Annotated in this window: 11 protein-coding genes; 4 read left to right on the top strand and 7 right to left on the bottom strand. The window is 66.3% G+C overall.

Annotated features, from left to right (window positions below; all coding sequences use genetic code 11):
* Positions 1 to 42: 42 nt before the first annotated feature.
* Both LZ605_RS20850 and LZ605_RS20855 read right to left on the bottom strand, forming a co-directional pair.
* Positions 43 to 2,520 (bottom strand): acyl-CoA dehydrogenase, encoded by a 2,478-nt coding sequence (locus LZ605_RS20850; protein WP_249843171.1) that lies wholly within the window; start codon positions 2,518 to 2,520, stop codon positions 43 to 45.
* Entirely contained in the window at positions 2,517 to 3,434 is a 918-nt protein-coding gene (locus LZ605_RS20855) for an alpha/beta fold hydrolase (protein ID WP_249843172.1), read from the bottom strand. Before LZ605_RS20855 ends, LZ605_RS20850 begins: the two co-directional genes overlap by 4 nt.
* A 141-nt stretch (positions 3,435 to 3,575) precedes the next feature.
* On the opposite strand from LZ605_RS20855, the gene LZ605_RS20860 reads away from it, so the two are divergent.
* Positions 3,576 to 4,178, top strand: a complete 603-nt coding sequence (locus LZ605_RS20860; RefSeq protein WP_005418411.1) for a TetR/AcrR family transcriptional regulator — start codon at positions 3,576 to 3,578, stop codon at positions 4,176 to 4,178.
* A 143-nt stretch (positions 4,179 to 4,321) separates the two neighbouring features.
* Here LZ605_RS20860 and LZ605_RS20865 read toward each other — a convergent pair whose 3' ends face one another.
* The 3 genes from LZ605_RS20865 to LZ605_RS20875 all read right to left on the bottom strand — a co-directional run bounded on the left by LZ605_RS20865 (position 4,322) and on the right by LZ605_RS20875 (position 9,425).
* Positions 4,322 to 7,162 carry a TonB-dependent receptor gene (locus LZ605_RS20865; protein ID WP_249843173.1) on the bottom strand — a complete coding sequence of 947 codons (2,841 nt, stop codon included), beginning with the start codon at positions 7,160 to 7,162 and terminating at the stop codon, positions 4,322 to 4,324.
* A gap of 404 nt (positions 7,163 to 7,566) precedes the next feature.
* The gene (locus LZ605_RS20870) at positions 7,567 to 8,415 is read right to left on the bottom strand and encodes a hypothetical protein (protein WP_249843174.1); all 849 of its coding nucleotides are present in this window, start codon (positions 8,413 to 8,415) and stop codon (positions 7,567 to 7,569) included.
* Positions 8,416 to 8,531: 116 nt separating this feature from the next.
* Positions 8,532 to 9,425 carry an Hsp33 family molecular chaperone HslO gene (locus LZ605_RS20875; protein WP_249843175.1) on the bottom strand — a complete coding sequence of 298 codons (894 nt, stop codon included), beginning with the start codon at positions 9,423 to 9,425 and terminating at the stop codon, positions 8,532 to 8,534.
* 77 nt (positions 9,426 to 9,502) lie between these two features.
* Here LZ605_RS20875 and mtgA point away from each other — a divergent pair, with 77 nt between their 5' ends.
* The 3 genes from mtgA to LZ605_RS20890 are packed head-to-tail and all read left to right on the top strand — an operon-like array spanning position 9,503 to position 11,720.
* Complete coding sequence (gene mtgA / locus LZ605_RS20880) at positions 9,503 to 10,252, top strand: monofunctional biosynthetic peptidoglycan transglycosylase (RefSeq protein WP_107231244.1); 750 nt, start codon at positions 9,503 to 9,505, stop codon at positions 10,250 to 10,252.
* 57 nt (positions 10,253 to 10,309) lie between these two features.
* Positions 10,310 to 11,329 (top strand): glycosyltransferase family 2 protein, encoded by a 1,020-nt coding sequence (locus tag LZ605_RS20885; RefSeq protein ID WP_249843176.1) that lies wholly within the window; start codon positions 10,310 to 10,312, stop codon positions 11,327 to 11,329.
* Entirely contained in the window at positions 11,289 to 11,720 is a 432-nt protein-coding gene (locus tag LZ605_RS20890) for a CBS domain-containing protein (RefSeq protein ID WP_107231242.1), read from the top strand. The genes LZ605_RS20885 and LZ605_RS20890 overlap by 41 nt, the downstream gene beginning before the upstream one ends.
* 480 nt (positions 11,721 to 12,200) lie before the next feature.
* Here LZ605_RS20890 and LZ605_RS20895 read toward each other — a convergent pair whose 3' ends face one another.
* Both LZ605_RS20895 and trhA read right to left on the bottom strand, forming a co-directional pair.
* Positions 12,201 to 14,174, bottom strand: a complete 1,974-nt coding sequence (locus tag LZ605_RS20895; RefSeq protein WP_249843177.1) for an AsmA family protein — start codon at positions 14,172 to 14,174, stop codon at positions 12,201 to 12,203.
* An 82-nt stretch (positions 14,175 to 14,256) separates the two neighbouring features.
* Positions 14,257 to 14,895, bottom strand: coding sequence for a PAQR family membrane homeostasis protein TrhA (gene trhA, locus LZ605_RS20900; protein ID WP_010482744.1), 639 nt, complete (start codon positions 14,893 to 14,895; stop codon positions 14,257 to 14,259).
* Between the last annotated feature and the right edge of the window lie 21 nt (positions 14,896 to 14,916).

Here is a 14,916-nt window from a genome sequence, read left to right on the forward strand (position 1 = left end):
GGGCCGAGGCCCGCCGTCGAAGGCAACGCGTGTCGCGGGCGATCAGGCCGCCTGCGAATGCGGGTCCTTGTGCTGGCGGTCGTAGTAGCTGGCCGCGCGCAGTTCGTGGGTGTCGAAGTCGTCCACGGTGATGGTGTCCAGGGTCAACGTGCGCAGCTCTTCCAGCAGGCTGCGTTCGTCCTGGGTGATCACGCCTTCGGCCACGGCCTCGTCCAGCTGCGCCTTGAAGTCCAGCGCCTCGATGCCCTTGCTCTTCAGCGCCTTCAGGAACTTGCGCTCCACCGGCTCGGCCATGATCGCCTTGCTCAGATAGCTGTTGATGCGGCCACCCGGGTTGTTCTCGCACGGGGTCAGGAATACGCCGCTGGCCAGACGATCACGCGCTTCGTTCGGCGCCATCAGCAGGGCAGCGACGCGGCGGCTCAGGCGGTCGCCCGGGGCCTCGGCACGACGGCCCAGCGGGAAGATCAGCGCCCACATCAGCCAGCCGATCGGACGGATCGGGAAGTTGCGAAGGGCGGCCGACAGCGACTCTTCGATCTTGTGCACGCTGTCATGGAAGGCCCAGGCCAGCAGCGGCTGGTCGGCCTGCGGTGCGCCTTCGTCGTGGTAGCGCTTGAGCATGGCGCTGGTCATGTAGACATGGCTCAGCACATCGCCCAGGCGGCCGGACAGCGACTCCTTGAACTTCAGCTTGCCGCCGAGGGTCATCATCGAGATGTCGGCCATCAGCGCCAGGTTGGCCGAGTAACGGTCCAGCTTGCGGAAGTAGCGGCGGGTGTAGGCGTCGCCCGGGGCGGCACCGAAACGTGCGCCGGTCAGGCCGAACCAGAACGAACGCACGGCGTTGGAGATGCCGTAGCGGATGTGGCCAAACAGGCTGCGGTCGAAGTCCTGCAGGCCGGCACGGGTATCCGGATCCTGCGCAGCCTTCATTTCCTTCAGCACCCACGGGTGGCAGAGGATCGCACCCTGGCCGAAGATCAGCAGGCTGCGGGTCATGATGTTGGCGCCTTCCACGGTGATCGCGATCGGCGCGGCCTGCCAGCTGCGGCCAGCGAAGTTGCGCGGCCCCAGGATGATGCCCTTGCCGCCGATCACGTCCATCATGTCCGAGATCACTTCGCGGCTCATGTTGGTGCAGTGGTACTTGGCGATCGCCGACGGCACCGACGGCACGTCACCACGGTCAACCGCGGCGGCGGTGGCCTGCGACAGCGCGCTGATCTTGTAGGCCTTGCCGCCGATGCGGGCCAGTGCTTCTTCCACGCCTTCGAAGCGGCCCACCGACAGGCCGAACTGCTTGCGGATGCGGGCATAGGCGCCGGTCACGGCAGCACCGGCCTTGGCACCGCCGCTGGCGGTGGAGGGCAGGGTGATCGAGCGACCCACGGCCAGGCACTCGTTGAGCATGTTCCAGCCCTTGCCGGCCATGGCCGCGCCACCGATCAGCTGGGTCAGCGGAATGAACACATCCTTGCCGCGGATCGGGCCGTTCTGGAACGTCGAGTTCAGCGGGAAGTGGCGACGGCCGATTTCAACACCGGCGGTGTCGCGCGGCAGCAGGCCCAGGGTGATGCCGATATCGCGGGTATCGCCGATCAGGCCGTCCGGGTCGTACATGCGGAAGGCCAGGCCGATCAGCGAAGCGACCGGGGCCAGGGTGATGTAGCGCTTGTCGAAGGTCAGCTTGACGCCGAGCACCTGCTCGCCGTTCCACTCGCCCTTGCAGACGATGCCGTAGTCGGGAATGGAGGTGGCGTCGGAGCCGGCGAACGGGCCGGTCAGGCCGAAGCAGGGCACTTCGCGGCCATCGGCCAAGCGCGGCAGGTACTGGTCCTTTTGTTCCTGGGTGCCGTAGTGCACCAGCAGTTCACCCGGGCCCAGCGAGTTCGGCACGCCCACGGTGGAGCTGACCACCGAGGACACCGAGGCCAGCTTCTGGATCACCTTGTGGTGGGCCAGCGCGGAGAAGCCCAGGCCGCCGTATTCCTTCGGAATGATCATGCCGAAGAACTTGTTCTTCTTGATGAAGGCCCACAGTTCCGGCGGCAGGTCGGCGTGGACGTGGGTGATTTCCCAGTCGTTGACCATGGTGCACAGCTCTTCGACCGGCCCATCCAGGAAGGCCTGTTCTTCGGCGGTCAGCTGCGGCTTGGGATAGTTGAGCAGGATGTTCCAGTCCGGATCACCGGTGAACAGCTCGCCCTCGAAACCGACCGATCCGGTTTCCAGCGCGATGCGCTCGGTCTGCGACAGCGGAGGCAGCACCTTGCGGAACACCTTCATCATCGGGCCGGTCAGCAGCGGCTTGCGGATGAACGGCAGCAGCAGCGGCACGGCGATCACCGCCAGCACGGCGGCGGCGACAATCGTGGCGGTCTGGCTGACGTAGGGAATGAACCAGCAGGCGGCCAGCAGGGCCACGCTGATCAGCGTCCAGGTAACCAGCCGCATGCGGTGGTAGGCGACGAACGCGCCTGCCAGCAGCAGGGCGAGGAAGGGAAGAACGATGCTCATGAGCGTGCTCCGGTGACGTGCTCGTTTGTGGCGGACGAAGCTGCAGCATCCGCTGCGGGCAACACGTCCAGATAGTCCAACACAGTAGCGGTAAAGGCGTCGTTGTCATCGCCGGCGACCATATGCGTGGCCTGCGGCAGCTGCACATGGCGCGCGTGCGGCGCCAACGCCAGGAATTCGGCCACGGTCTGCGGCGTGACCAGGTCGCTGCGGCCGCCGCTGACCAGCAGCAGCGGGCACTTCACCTGGCGTGCGGCCTCGGCCAGCGCGTCCTGGTGCTGTTCGCTGTCGCGGGCCAGTTCGGCCACCAGCCGCGGGTCCCAGTGCCAGCGCCAGCGCCCGTGATCGTCCTCGCGCAGCAGTGCGCGCAGCGACTGTTCGGATTTGCGCGGACGGTGCGGCATGTAGGCCGAGATCACGTCGGCGGCCTGGGTCAGCGAGGCGAAGCCATCGGGATGGGCGGTCATGAAGGCCAGGATGCGTTCGACGCCGGCGGTATCCCAGCGCGGGGTGATGTCCACCAGCACCATCGCCGAGAACAGGCCCGGCCAGCGTGATTCGGCCAGCAGGCCGAACAGGCCGCCCATCGAGGCTGCCACCAGCACCGGCGGACGCGGCTGCTCGCCGGCCAGCACGATCAGGTCATCGGCGAACTGTTCGCCGTGGTAGGGCAGCCCGGCGGCATTCCAGTCCGAGTCGCCATGGCCGCGCGCATCGTAGGCCAGAGTCTGCAGGCCGGCCGCGGACAGGGCCCGGGCAGTGGCGTTCCAGGCATGCCGGGTCTGGCCGAAACCATGCGCGAACAACACGCGACCGCGGCGGCCGTGGTCGCTGGCGGTGGCCGCCAGCCGCGCACCATGGGCTGCGTCCAGGCGCAGATCATGGAATGCAGCGGAAGTAGGGGATGTAACCATACTTGCTAGTATGGAGTGCTTCGAAGGGAAGTCAATACTGCGCAGTATGGTGCATCGCGGCAGGCGCTCCACGTGGCCCTGCGACGGTTTCGGCCGCAACCGCGTACTGCAACGAACCCCGCCGTATGGTTAAATCAGCCCATGAATCAACCTGACGCTTCCGCCGGCGAACCGCGCGCCGGCCGCAACAGCCGCCTGAGTGCCGAAGACTGGGCCCAGGCGGCCCTCGATCTGATTGCTGAACAAGGTGTCGGCGCCGTCGCGGTAGAGCCGCTGGCGCGCCGTCTCGGGGTCACCAAGGGCAGTTTCTATTGGCATTTCCCCTCGCGTGATGCGCTGCTGCAGGCGGCGCTGGAACGCTGGGAGCTGTTCGAACAGGAACAGGTGTTCGGCAGCCTGGAAGACGTGCCGGACCCGCGCGTACGCCTGCGCCAGCTGTTCCAGATGGTGGCGCATGAAGTGCAGCCGCACATCATCTACAGCGAGCTGCTGAAGGCGCTGGATCATCCGATGGTGCGGCCGGTGATCGACCGCGTCTCGCAGCGCCGCCTCGATTATCTGGTCGCCTCGTTCCGCCAGGCCGGGCTCAGCTCGACCGATGCGCGGCACCGTGCGCGCCTGGCCTATGCGGCCTACGTCGGCTTCCTGCAGCTGTCGTTGCAGCTGCAGCAGCCCAAGCAGGCGCGTGAGGATTTCGAAGCCTACGTCGAGCACCTGATCGAGACGCTGATCCCGAACGGATGAGCGCCACACGATGAGGTCACCAGAAGGCCGCGGCATTGCCGCGGCCTTTTTGCTGGGGCCGATGGCCTTCGCACGCTGCGGGCCACGCAAAGAACAACGGCCCCTTTCGGGGCCGTTGCTGAAGTCATCGATCAATCAACCGATCAGAACTTCTGCTGGTACTTCATGTAGACGAAGCGGCCGATGTCGTAGCCACCGTAGTACGAGTAGCCCGAGTTCGGCTGCGCGTAGGCCGGTGCCGACCAGTGGTCGAACACGTTGTTGGCGCCAACGGCCACCGTCGCATTCCACGGCAGGTTGTAGGACACCTGCAGGTCGTGGAAGGTGTTGGAACCCAGTTCGTTCTTCGGCGTGATCTGGCCCAGGGTATCGGGCGAGCTGAAGTTCGGCAGGGTGCAGCGGTCGTCGAAGTAGCAGTCTTCCTTGGTGCCGGAGTAGTAACGCGCGGTCCAGGAGATCGACAGGTTGTCCAGCTGCCAGTTGACGGTCAGGTTCGAGCGCAGGCGGAAGTTGCCCTCGAAGCCGTTCAGCTGGGTCGGCGGATTGTCGGTGTTGTCCGACTTGATCTCGTTCTTGGTGACGTAGGTGTTCTGCAGCGAGGTGGTGAAGTTGCCGAAGCCGGTTTCGAAGCGGTAGTTCACATCGAAATCGAAGCCCTCGGTCTCCACGTAGCCGGCGTTGCGCAGCGCGAAGTCCAGCTGGGTGATGTTGCCGTTGGCGTTACGGGTGAAGCCCACGCAACGCGACTCGATGCCACGCAGGTAGCAGTCGTTCAGCAGGTCGGTCGGCGTATCGGCAACGATGGTGTTGTCGATGCGGATGTTCCACCAGTCCAGCGAGGTGTTGAAGCCGCTGAGGAAGCCCGGGCTCCACACGATGCCGATGGTCTTGGACTTCGACGTTTCCGGCGTCAGGCCCGGGGTCGAGCCGGTGACGAACGGCGTGTTGCTGGCCTCGCCCGGACCCGGGGCCGGACCGCTGGAGGAGGTGTTCGGCTGGCGGAAGCCGGCCGGCACATCGGCCAGGCAGCGTGCATTGCCGGCCGCAGGGCCGAAGCTGGTGTCGCACGGGTCGGTGTAGTTCGGGAAGGTCTGCGAGATGCCGCCGTACAGGTCAGCCACGGTCGGCGCACGGAAGCCTTCCGACCAGGTACCGCGGACCAGGATCGAGTCGATCGGCTTCCACTTCAGGCCGAACTTGCTGTTCAGCGTATTGCCGAAGGTGTCGTAATCCGAGTAGCGGGTGGCCGCGGTCAGGGTCAGTTCCTTCGCGCCCGGCAGGTCGGCCAGGATCGGAACCTGCAGTTCCAGGTAGGCTTCGTTGAGGTTGTAGCCACCCTGGGTCGGGCCGGCGGCCAGATCGGTCGAGATGCCGGTCTGGGCCAGTGCATCGGGCGAGAACGAGCCGCTCTCTTCACGACGCTCGATGCCCAGCGCTACACCCAGATCGCCCGCCGGCAGGGTTGCGATGGTGCCGGCGATGTTGGCGAAGAAGTTCTTGGTGGTGGTGCGCGACAGCGCCTGGCCCGGCTGGTACAGGTAGGCCTGGACGTTGGGATCGGCCAGGCTGTTGGGCGCGTTGTAGCCGTTGGCGATCAGCGGGTTCCACGGCGTGCACGACCCGGGGCCGGTACCCAGCGGAATCGGCGAGTCCGGCGTGCCGCACTGCGCCTGGCCGTTGGCATTGATGAAGGACGGGCCGGTGGCCTGGCCAACGGCGTAGGTGTTCAGGTTACCCGTGCTGATCTGGGTGCCCTTGTTCTGGTTGTACAGATAGCCGGCTTCCCAGTCCCAGTAGCGCTCGCCGGTCTGGAAGGTGCCGCTGAACACACCGGTGAAGCGGGTGGTGGTCAGGCTGTTGCGGACTTCGCGCGGCACTTCCCAGCCACGGCGCACGTACTGGACGTCTTCGCCGACCGGGTTGAACACGCTGTCAGCGGACAGGCCATTGGCGCTCAGGGCGAAGTCGTCGCTGAAGAACGGATAGCCCGCGTTCTGCGCGAACGAATCACGGTCGGTGTACAGCACGCTGGTGTCGAAGCGCACGTTGTCGGTGAAGTCGAAGCGGCCGTTCAGGAAGGCCGACTTGCGCTTGATGCCGCTGTACACGGTCGAGGCCAGCGCCGGGTTGGAGACGTCGATGGTCGGGTCGACCAGGCGGTAGCTGGAGAACTGCGACGGATCCAGGCCCGGAACGTCGCGGCGCAGCGTGTAGAGCTGGTTGTTGTAGACGAAACGGCCCCACTGCGAGGTACCGGACAGGCCGCCCGGGCGCGGTGCGCTCTTCTCGCCGGTCGGGAAGCGGTCGCGGGAGAACCAGCGGTCCTTGGCCCACACCGGATCTTCGTTGGTGTACTCGACACCAGCGGTCAGCGAGCCACGCTCACCACGGAAGCCCATGATGAAATCGTAGTTCTCGCGCTTGCCGTCGCCCTGGTCCCACTGGCCGATGTAGACGTTGGCTTCGGCACCTTCGAAGTCCTTGCGGGTGATGATGTTGACCACGCCGGCAATGGCGTCCGAACCGTAGATGGTGGACGCGCCGTCCTTCAGCACTTCGATGCGCTCGACCATCGCCGACGGAATCGAGGCAACGTCCTGCAGGCCGTCGTTGGTGATGCCCAGGCGGCGGCCGTCGATCAGGATCAGGGTGCGGTTGGCACCCAGGTTGCGCAGGTCGATGTAGTAACCGCCGACCGCTTCGCCCGAGCTGAGCGGGGAGGTACGGCTGATGGCAGGCGAACCAGCGGCCGGGATGTTCTGCAGGATGTCGGCGACCGACTTGAAGCCCTGCTTCTCGATCTGGTCGCGGCTGATGGTCATCACCGGCTGTGCGGTTTCGGTGTCGACCTGGCGGATGCGCGAACCGGTGACCTCGATACGGTCGAGGTTGGTGGCTTCCTGGGCGTGGGCTGTCGCGGTGCTGGCACCGGCGACAAGCGCGATCACAACTGCGTCACGCAGCTGGCTGGACTTGAGTTTCATTGGCTCTCTCTCTCCAAGAAATCTTGGCTGGGGTTTATGCCCGGCGGGGGAGCGAAAGAGCGCTCCCAAATCGCGAGGCTGACCCGATAGTAGCGGGCGCTCGCCAAGAATTAAAGCTGTGTTAATCAAGTCTGTGATTTTGGTAAATCACCTCTTATTTCATTGAAATCAATGAGTTGCTCATGTGGCTATATAGCCGTGCCTCGTTTGTTAACGCAGAATGATGAAAAAAGTTACGTTTGATATGTACCGCAGTATGTCATCGCGTTATTCCAGGTATCCCAAGCCCTTGACGCGTGCATTGAAAGGTATGCAGCGAAAGGTATGCAGCGCACATGCGCAACGGGCGCCTTTCGGCGCCCGGCAGGGAACAACGGGGATACGGCCAGGGCCGTGGAAACGGATCAGAGATCCTGTTCGTAGCGCACGTACGGCACGGTGCCGTCGTCGTTGCTTTCATTGCGCGGCGAGAACGGATTCTTGCCACGGCTGATCACATTCTCGGCACCGACCGTCAGCTGGCCGGACCACGGCGTGCGCCAGGTCAGGCCGATGCCCAGGCCTTCCCACTTACCCGGCTTGCCGGGCACATCAACGACGCGGCCGATGATGCTGCCGGTGAAATTGCCATAACCGGCGCCGATGCTCAGGCTCTTGCTGTCCCAGCGGTCGACCAGTGCCGGCGAGGCGTCGGCCAGCGGCACCAGGCGTGCCTTGGCGTAGGTGCCGGCGATGGAGACGAAGCCTTCGCGGCCGATGTTCTTCTGCGCGAACACGGTCAGATCGTTCTGTTCGGTGCGCAGCGACGGGGTCTTGTTCGGCCCGGCCAGCCACGCCGGCAGGGTCTCGCGGCCGGTGCCGGCGGTGATGCCCAGGCGGCTGTTGCCACGGTTCAATGCGGCGGTGCCGGTGAAACGCCGGCTGTTGAGGTCGTCGTCATCACCCAGGCTGGCCAGCATGCAATGGCTGGCCAGGCCGCTCATGCTGGTACCGCTGCTGCTGTTGCAGAGCAGGCCGAGCGAATCGCCGGAGGACAGACCGAAAGCGGCGTCCAGTGAATTGCGGCCGAAGTGCCAGCGGGCGCCGGCGGACTGTTCGCCGGTCGGCTCCAGATACAGCAGAGCCTCGACCTTGCCGCTGCCCTTGTTCCACACCGGCAGCACGGTGCGGGTGTCCTTGCTCTGCGCGTGCACGCCCGTGATCGCGCCAAGGGCGATCAGCAGGGCCAGCGGTAGACGCAGGAAAGTACGCATCGGACCAGTTCAGACAGGGACGGACAACGGAAGTTCCCGTGGGGACGGGAACTCGATCCTAGGGTGTTTATGAATTCTTAACAAGCCTTGATCCTCCCCAGGTACAAGACTGCCATTTACTGAAGCCGTTCAGGCGCCGGTACTGCCCCCTTGGCGCCGTGGAACAGTATGCCGAACTCCGTCAATGGAAAGTGATACTCACGCCCGCAGAATTCGCATCGCACTTCGACCGCGCCGGTGTCCATGGCAGCGGTGCGTGCTTCTTCCTCACCCAGCGACTGCAGCATGGCCTCGACCCGCTCGCGCGAGCAGGAGCAGGCGAAGGACAGCGGCTTGTCGCCCATCAGTTCCGGGTGCTCCTCGTGGAAGAGCCGGTGCAGCAGCTGTTCGGCCGGGGTGGCCAGGAGTTCGGCCTTGCCCAGGGTCTCGAACAGGGCGCTGGCGCGTGCCCAGCCGTCCTCGTCGCCCTCGTCTCCCGGCAGCTTCTGCAGCAGCAGGCCGGCCGCGCCATTGCGGTCGGCGGCCAGCAGCAGGCGGGTCGGCAGCTGTTCGGACTGGCGGAAGTAGTCCTCGAAGGCTTCATCCAGTTCCGGCGCGGTCAGCCCGACCAGACTCTGGTAGCGCTGCGGTTCGCGCGGGTCCAGCCCGGGGTTTTCGATGGTGATGGCGAGGATGGCGTCGTTGCCCAGGGCGGACAGGTCGCGCGGGGCGTCTTCGCCGTCGCTGAGCTGGGCGATGCCGCGCAGGGTGCCGGTCGCGGTGCACTCGGCGAACAGGGTGCGCAGGGCGCTGCTGCTGCGCAGCTGGATCGACAGGCGGCCGTCGATCTTGGTGTGGCCGGTGAACAGCGCGGCTGCCACGCAGGCCTCGCCCAGCAGTTCGGCGGCGGCATCCGGATACTGGGCGTGGGACAGGATTTCCTGCCAGGTGGCCTGCAGGCGTACATGCACGCCGCGGACACCGGCGTCGGGCAGCAGGAAGCGGATCAGGGAATCGGAGTTGGCGGTCATCGGCTCACATCGCGCGTAAACGGGGGCGGTTGCCGGATAATGCGCCGACAACCAGACAGAAGAAGGATGCACCAGTAATGGGGGCAGGGGGAGAGCAGCACAAGGTAGAAGCCGTGGCGCCGCCGCCGCGCCGTCGGCGCTGGCGCTGGAAATACCTGCTGTGGCTGCCACTGCTGCTGGCCGCGTTCAGCTGCCTGCAGGTGCTGGTGCTGCGCTTCATCGACCCGCCCGGGTCCACCGTGATGCTGTGGCGCTACGGCGAGGCGCTGGGCGAGGCGGACTGGTCCTACCGGCTGCATTACCAATGGCGCGACCTGGACCAGATGGCGCCGAGCCTGCCGATTTCACTGGTGGCGGCGGAAGACCAGCGCTTCCCCGAGCACAACGGCTTCGATCTGCAGGCCATCGAGAAGGCCCGCGACCACAACGCCCGCGGCGGGCGCCTGCGCGGGGCCAGCACGATCAGCCAGCAGGTGGCCAAGAACCTGTTCCTGTGGCAGGGCCGCAGCTGGATCCGCAAAGGCCTGGAGGTCTGGTACACCGTGCTGATCGAGGCCATGTGGCCCAAGCAGCGCATCCTGGAGATGTACGCCAACATCGCCGAATTCGGCGATGGGGTGTATGGCGCGCAGGCGGCGGCGCAGAAATTCTGGGGCAAGGATGCCGCGCGCCTGAGCCCGGCCGAGAGCGCGCGGCTGGCGGCGGTGCTGCCGGCACCGCGGCGCTACAACGCGGCCGCGCCTGGGCCGTATGTGCAGCGCCGCGCGGCGTGGATCCAGCGCCAGGCGCGCCAGCTGGGCGGGGCCGGGTATCTGGCCGAGGACTGAGTGCGCGTACCGCCTGGCCGGCGCATGGCGTGCGCCCATGCAACGTACAATCGGGGCATGACCCGCGAACGGCTCACTTTCGTCATCGCTGCCTACAACGAGGCGCAGGCACTGCCCCTGCTGCATCCGCGCCTGTGTGCGGTGCTCGACGGCATGCCCGATCTCGACGGCCACATCCTGTATGTGGACGACGGCAGCCACGATGGCACCTGGGAGGTGATCGCCGGGCTGGCCGAGGGCGATGCGCGCGTTTCGGCGCTGCGGCTTTCGCGCAACTTCGGCAAGGAGGCGGCACTGACCGCCGGCCTGGACCTGGTGCGCGAAGGCGCGGCGATGATCCTCGATGCTGACGGCCAGGACCCGCCGGAGCTGGTGCCGCAGTTCGTCGCGCGCTGGCGCGAGGGCCATGACAACGTGTACGGCACGCGCATGGCCCGCGATGGGGAGGCCTGGATCAAGCGCGCCACGGCGGCGATGTTCTACCGGGTGATGGGGCGCCTGTCACGCACGCCGATTCCCGCCGATACCGGCGACTTCCGCCTGCTGTCGGCGCGTGCGTTGAGCGCGCTGCGCGAAATGCGCGAGCGCCACCGCTTCATGAAAGGGCTTTTCAGCTGGGTCGGCTTCAAGCGCATTGCCGTGCCTTACCATCGCCACGCGCGGGTGGCCGGGAGCAGCAAGTTCAGCCTGTGGCGGCTGTGGAACTTCGCGCTGGAGGGCATTACCGGGTTCTCGACGGTACCGCTGCGCACCGCCACCTACCTGGGCCTGGCGACGGCGGCAGTGGCGTTCGTCTTTGGTCTGTGGGTGATCGTGAAGGCGGCGCTGTACGGGGATCGCGTGGCCGGCTGGCCGACGATGATGGCGGTGATCCTGTTCCTGGGCGGGGTGCAGTTGATCGCGCTGGGGCTGATCGGCGAATACCTGGGGCGGTTGTATGAAGAGTCCAAGCAGCGACCGCTGTACCTGGTTGACGCCTGGCTAGCATCGGCCGTGGCAGACTCGACCCTGCAACCCACCCTCGGAGGGCAGGCGGATGACCACGGTACGGCAACTGTTGGACGGCAAGTCTCCTGAAGTACATGCGGTCGCGCCGGATGCGGCGGTGATCGATGCGATCCGGTTGATGGCGGAGAAGGGCATCGGGGCGGTGCTGGTGATGGATGGCCCGCGACTGGTCGGCATCCTGTCCGAGCGCGATTACGCGCGCAAGATCGTGCTGCGCGATCGTTCCTCACGCGATACGGCGGTGGCCGAGATCATGACCGCGCAGGTGGTGACGGTGTCACCGGGCGAGCAGGTGGAGCACTGCCTGCAGCTGGTGACCGATTACCGCATCCGCCACCTGCCGGTGGTGGAGGGCGCGCAGGTGCTGGGAGTGATTTCCATTGGTGACCTGGTGAAGTCGGTGATCGATGCGCAGCGGCGCGAGCTGGATCATCTGCAGCAGTACATCGTTGCCGGGTGAGTTTTTCGCTGGCGGGCCTGCGGCCCGCCGGCCCGCCAACAGCAAGTGCAGAAGCAGAAGCAGCGCCTTCCTGATACGTCGGAGAGGCGGAGGGCATGGGCGTGCAGGACACGCCGCAAGTACGTCCCTGTAGGCTCGATGGCGCCATCCATGGCGCCAACGGTCCTGCACGCCCATGCCCTCCGCCTCTGGAAACATTTCCGCGGGCGCGGTGCGTACATGCGCGGTGCCTCGCCTTTGGTAGCTGCCAACCTTGGTTGGCAACAGCTTTTGACTTTGCTTTTTCTTTTGACTTTGAATTTCTTCGCTCTCGCTGCGCGCGCGCAGGAAACTGTCCGGAGCCGGAGCAAGGCGGCAGGCAGGACCGTGAGGCGCATGGATGCGCCGACCGAGCCTACAGGGACGTATTTACGGCGTGTCCTGCTTGTCGCCTTGCTCCGGCTCTACGCGCGGAAAATGAGGCGCGGCGAACGAACGCTCCTACTTCGCATATTGCCCGCCGCAGTCGGCATCCTTGCCCGGCCCCAGTTCGATCGTCGCCAACAACGCCGCCGGCGGGGCGATGCTGCCCAGCGCCAGCGCCACCGCGCCACGAATGCCCAGCGCCTTGAAATCCGGGCGGAACGACGGGTCCTTGAACGTGCCGGCGATGTGCAGCGGCGAGCGCAGCACCAGGATGCTCTTGTCCTTCGGGCGTGGCTTCAGCAGCAGGTCGAGGGTTTCGTCGCGCAGGCTGACCGTGCCCTCGCCGATGAGGATCGTGTCGGTGGTGTCCACTGCCAGTGCCTGGCTGGTCATCAGCCCGTCGCGCACGCCGAAGTCGGCGAAGGCGCAGCGCAGGGGAATCTGCTTGTCTCCGGTCACCAGGAACTTCAGCGATTCGGTGATATCCAGCCCGGCCAGTTCCATCACCAGGTTGCCGACGTGGCCACGGCCCATCGCCAGCCCGACCTTGCCGCTGCTGCTGCCCAGCATCGCGGCGATCGAGTTGCCACGGCCGCTCAGGTCCACCTCGCCGCCGATGCCGCCCTTGGCCTGTTCGGCCAGCTTCGCGTCCGGGAACAGCTGGCCCAGCTGCACGCCGCGCACGCTGGCCTTCAGCGCGGTGCTGATCTGCGCCTGGCGCGCGTCCATGCGGATCGTGCTGCGGATATCGCCGCCGGCCACGCCGAAGTTCAGCGGGTCCAGGCGCAGCACGCCGTCGTCCAGCAGCAGATGCGCATCCATGTCATCCAGTGGCAGTGACGGCGCATTGATGCGGTGGGCCTTCCAGCGCACATCGGCATCCATCGCGCGCAGCTTGCCGAGGTTGTACGGCGTATCCGGCAGCACCCGGCTGCTGGCCGCGACACGGGCGGCCGCAGCCTTCTGTTCGGCGTTGGCCGTTTCGCCACCCCCGGTTTTCGGCGGCGCGCCGACGAAGCCGGCCAGATCATCGAAATCCAGGCGCCTGGATTCCAGCGTGGCGGTCAGCCGCGGCCGCGCGCCGCCCACTTCGAACTGAAGGTTGCCTGCCAGGTCGCTGTCACCGACCTTGCCGGTGAAGCCATCGTAGCGCCACACGTTGTGGTCGCGTTTCAGGCGTCCGTCCAGGGCGTAAGGCGGCGAGGGCGGGATGGCGATGCCCAGCAACGGGTAGAGATCGGCCAGGTCCTGGCCGCTGAGCGCGAACTGCAGGTCGAACACACGCAGCTGGAACGGATTGGTGAGCGTGCCGCGGGCCACTGCATGAGTGGCGCCGGCACGGCCGTCCAGATGGATGCGGAACGGGTGATCGCTGTCGGTCAGTTCCAGCGGGGATTCGGTGCCACCCCGCAGGGTGAACGCGTTGCCTTGCCAGTGGCCCTTGCCCTGCACCAGCAGCGGCGGTGCGGCATCGGCCTGCTTCGGCTGGCCGCTGCGCACATCCACGCGGATATCGGTGCGGCCGAGCGCATCGAGGAACTGCAGGCGACCGTCGTCGATGCGCAGTCGCTTGAGTTGGGGGCTGGTTCCGCCGGCGCTGTCACCGAGGAAATCCCAGTTGCCTGGTTCGCCCTTGCGCGGGGCGGTTTCCAGCAGCACGTCGGGCCGGGTCAGGCGCACTTCGGGCAGCTGCACGCTGCCGCGCAGCAGCGGCCAGACCCGCACGTCGATCTCGACCCGGTCGGCGCTGGCCATCTGCGGTTGCCTGGCCCAGCGGGCATTGGCAAAGGTGATCGCATCGGCGCGGATCGTGGTGGTGCGGCCCAGATCGACATCCAGCTGGCCGATGTGCAGCGCACGGCCGGTACGCGCCTGCACTGCGCGTTCGACCGGCCCCTTGAACCAGTTCCAGTCCCACAACGCGATCAGCACCAGCAGCGCGGCCAGCAGGAACAGCAACGCAGCCCACACGCGCTGGCCCCGCGGGCCAGGGCGCCGGAGGCGCCAGCGGGAAGGGCGCCGTGCAGCAGGGGAGGCGGCAGCATTCACACTGCCATGGTTGCGCCCCGATCGTGGACGGGGCGCGAAGCGTCCATGTGCGCGGCGTGCAGGGCCGCGCGGCGGGCTGTGGTTACAGCACCTGCATGGTCACCGCGACGAAGTGGCAGACACTGCCGCCGATCACGAACAGGTGCCAGATCGCATGCGAATAGGGGATCGATTCGCGGTGGTAGAAGTAGGTGCCCAGCGTGTAGGACAGGCCGCCGGCCAGCAGCCAGCCCAGGGTCCAGCCGTCGATCGAGGCCAGCATCGGCTTGATCGCTACGATCACCAGCCAGCCCATGGCGATGTAGATGCCGGTGGAAAGCGCCTTGAAGCGGCCGGTGTAGAACAGCTTGAACACCACCCCGGCCAGGGCCAGGGTCCAGATCGCGGCGAACAGGCCCCAGCCCCAGGGGCCGCGCAGGCCGATCAGGGTAAACGGGGTATAGGTGCCGGCGATCAGTACGTAGATCGCGCAGTGGTCGAACACCTTCAGGCGGCCCTTGGCGACCGGGTGCTGGATGGCGTGGTACAGGGTGGAGGCGGTGTACAGCAGCAACAGCGCGATGCCGAACACGATCGCGCCGGCCAGCTGCCAGCCATCGCTGTAGATGGCGGCCAGGGTGATCAGTACCGCGCCGGCGCCCAGGGCCAGCACGGCACCGAGGCCGTGGGTCAGGGCGCTGGCGATTTCTTCGCGGATCGAAGCAACGGAAGTCGTGGACATGGCGTAGGCATCGTTCGCGGG

The sequence above is a fragment of the Stenotrophomonas maltophilia genome, assembly GCF_023518235.1.
GTDB lineage: Bacteria > Pseudomonadota > Gammaproteobacteria > Xanthomonadales > Xanthomonadaceae > Stenotrophomonas.